Here is a 3,052-nt window from a genome sequence, read left to right as displayed (position 1 = left end):
GGGTCCGGGCCCGCGGCGCCCGCCACGGCCACCGCCACCGCGACCCCGACCGCCGCGCCGACGTAGCGCGCCGCGCTGTTGGCGCCGGAGCCCATCGCCGCGCTGCGCGCCGGGACCCCGTCGACCGCGAGCTTGGGCAGGATGCCGTTGACCAGCCCGCTCCCGACGCCGGCGATCACCAGACCGGGCAGCAGCCGCTGCCACGAGCCGGCGCCCAGGAACCCGAGCATCGCCACGGTGCCCGCGGCGGACAGCGCCAGGCCCGTCGCGACGATCGCCCAGCCGGGCCACCGCCGGGCGAGCCGGCGCACCTCGAGCGCGACGACGAACGCGGTGGCCGCCCAGACGGTCGACAGCAGGGCCGTCGACAGCGGCGACAGGCCGAGGCCCTGCTGGATCAGCGTGGGCAGGTAGCTGAAGAACCCGATGACGGCGATGCCGGTGAACAGCGCGCCGACCGTCGCCGCGACGAACTCGCGCCGCGCGAACAGGCCGAGGTCGAGCATCGGATCCGGGCCGCGCCGCTCGACGGCGACGAACGCGACGAGCAGTGCCACGGCCGCCACCGCGAAGCCCACGCCGGCCGCCGTCACGCCGTCGCGCACCTGGACCAGCGCCGTGAACAGCGCGGCCAGCCCGAGCCCGAGCGTGGCGACGCCGAGGCCGTCGAACCGCCGCCGCACCACCGCCCGCGACTCGTCCAGCACCACGGCGCCGACCGCCGCGATCACCGCGGCGACCAGCGCGAACACCCCGTACGCCGTGCGCCATCCGCCCGGCGCCGGAGCGGCGGCCACGATCGGCCCGACGGCGATGCCGCCGCTCACCATCGCACCCCACACGCTGGTGGCGCGCAGCCGGGCGTGACCGTCGGGGTAGGCGTGCGCGATCAGGCCGAGGCTGCTGGCCAGCAGCGCCGCGCTCGCCGCCCCCTGGACCACCCGGGCGAGCACGAACACCGTCGCCGTCGGCGCCAGCGCGCCCGCGACCATCGCGGCGGCCAGGACGGCCAGACCGGCCACGAACACCCGCTTGCGCCCGGCGTGGTCGGCGACGCTCCCGGCGGCCAGGCTCAGCGCCGCCAGGCCGAGCGGCACGCCGTTGAGGGTCCACGTCTGCGCCGCGTGGCCGAGGTGGAGGCTTGCGGTGATGTCCCACAGCGTCGCGAGCGGTGCGGTGTAGTTCATCAGCACGAGCAGCGTCGCCGCGCTGGCCACGAGCAGGGTCACCCGCGGCGGCCGGCCGGTGACGACGGCGGGCCCGGCGGCCTCGAGGGTGGCGGACGGTCGGGTCATGTCGATGCACTCCTGAGTTCGGTGATTGAACCGAGGCTGAGCATACGCGTCGTCGGTTCGGTGAATGAACCCAGGTGTCGTAGACTGGACGCATGGCGCTCGGAACCGACTACGGCGGTCAGGACTGCTCGCTGGCCAGGGCGCTGGAACTGGTGGGCGAGCGGTGGACGCCGCTGATCCTGCGCGACGCGTTCGTGGGCGTGCGCCGCTACCGCGACTTCCTCGACCACCTCGACATCCCGCGCGCGGTCCTGGCCGCACGGCTGCAGGCGCTCGTCGACGCCGGCGTGCTGGCCAAGGAGCGTTACCAGGACGCCCCGCCGCGCGACGAGTACGTACTCACCGCCAAGGGCCGCGAGCTGTGGCCGGCGCTGCACCTGCTCGGCCAGTGGGGCGAGCGCCATCTCAGCGATGCCGGGCCGCGACGCGTCTACACGCACCTGCCGTGCGGCTCGCGACTGGACGGCATGGGCGGCTGCCCGTCCTGCGGCGTGGTCCGGCCCGAGGACGTCGAGGTCCGGCCCGGTCCCGGGGCGGTTCTCACCCGGACCGACGCCGTCAGCGTGGCGCTGCGGCAGCCGCACCGCCTGCTCGAGCCGCTGCGCACCTGACCGGCGTCACTGCGCGGGCGGCTCCGCGAGCACGTCGAGCAGCGCCTCGGCATCGCCGGCCTTGAGCCGCCCGGCGGCGAGCGCTCGCCCGGCCGTACGCCGGGCCAGCGCCACGTACGTGCTGACCGACTCGGGCCGGGCCGCCGCGATCTCCGTCAGATGACTCGCGACGGTGCCCGCGTCGCCACGCGAGACCGGCCCGGTGAGCGCGTCGTCACCCTGGCGCAGGCTGTTGTCCAGGGCCGCGGACAGCAGCGGCGCCAGCACCTTGTCGGGCTCGGCCACGCCGGTCGAGCGCAGCAGGTCCATCGCCTCGTTGACCAGGGTGACCAGGTGGTTCGCGCCGTGGGACAGCGCCGCATGGTAGAGCGCGCGGTGCTCCTCGGCGATGCGGATCGGCTCGGCCCCCATCTCGACGACGAGCGCCTCGGCGACCGGCCAGAGCGGCTCCGGCGCCGTCACGCCGAACGTCGCCCCGGACAGCCGCTGCAGGTCGACCGTCGTGCCGGTGAACGTCATGGCCGGATGCAGCGCGAGCGGCAGCGCGCCCGCCTTGGTCGCTGGGTCGAGCACGCCCACGCCGTACCGGCCGCTGGTGTGCACCACCAGCTGCCCGGGCCGCACGGTGTCGGTGGCGGCCAGCCCTTCGACCAACGCGGGCAGCGCATCGTCCGGCACCGCGAGCACCACCAGCCCGGCGCGGGCGAACACCTGCGGCACCTCGACCAGCGGCACGCCCGGCAGCAGCGCGCCGGCTCGGGTGCGGCTGGTGAGCGACACCCCGTAGCCGGCGACCACGTGGTGTCCGGCCCGCGCCAGCGCCGCACCCAGCACCGCGCCCACCCGCCCGGTGCCGACAACACCGACGTCGAGCCGCGCCGGCCGTTCCTCCGTCACAGCGACCAGGCTAGATCAACCGCTGCTCGCCATGCGTCGGGCCGCGCACGCGCGCTCGTCGAATCGACCTTGTCGGTGGGGGCAGGTAAGATCATTTGCATGTTCGAAGAAGCGCTGCCGACTGCTCCGCCGCCGGAGGTTGCTCCGCCGGTGGGGTGGGAGACGGCGCCGTGTGATGACCCGAGCGTCGCCGACATCGACCCGGCGCTGTTGGAACAGTTGTGCACCGGCGGTGAGGCCGCTGTCGCG

Annotated in this window: 3 protein-coding genes; 1 reads left to right on the top strand and 2 read right to left on the bottom strand. The window is 75.3% G+C overall.

Features of this window, described 5'->3' with window-relative positions; translation table 11 throughout:
- A partial coding sequence (locus DY240_RS23430; RefSeq protein ID WP_147375475.1) for an MFS transporter occupies positions 1–1,295 on the bottom strand: 1,295 nt, incomplete at its 3' end.
- A 92-nt stretch (positions 1,296–1,387) separates the two neighbouring features.
- Between DY240_RS23430 and DY240_RS23425 the strand changes: the two genes are divergently transcribed.
- Positions 1,388–1,906, top strand: a complete 519-nt coding sequence (locus DY240_RS23425) for a winged helix-turn-helix transcriptional regulator (RefSeq protein ID WP_119662161.1) — start codon at positions 1,388–1,390, stop codon at positions 1,904–1,906.
- Between the two features lie 6 nt (positions 1,907–1,912).
- Here DY240_RS23425 and DY240_RS23420 read toward each other — a convergent pair whose 3' ends face one another.
- A complete protein-coding gene (locus DY240_RS23420) occupies positions 1,913–2,803 on the bottom strand; it encodes a Rossmann-like and DUF2520 domain-containing protein (protein WP_233552849.1) in 891 nt (296 codons plus the stop codon).
- Positions 2,804–3,052 lie beyond the last annotated feature (249 nt).

The organism is Jiangella rhizosphaerae, assembly GCF_003579925.1.
Taxonomy (GTDB): Bacteria; Actinomycetota; Actinomycetes; order Jiangellales; family Jiangellaceae; genus Jiangella; species Jiangella rhizosphaerae.
The sequence above is the reverse complement of the archived record's forward strand: the minus strand, read 5'-3'. Positions and strand labels throughout refer to the sequence as shown.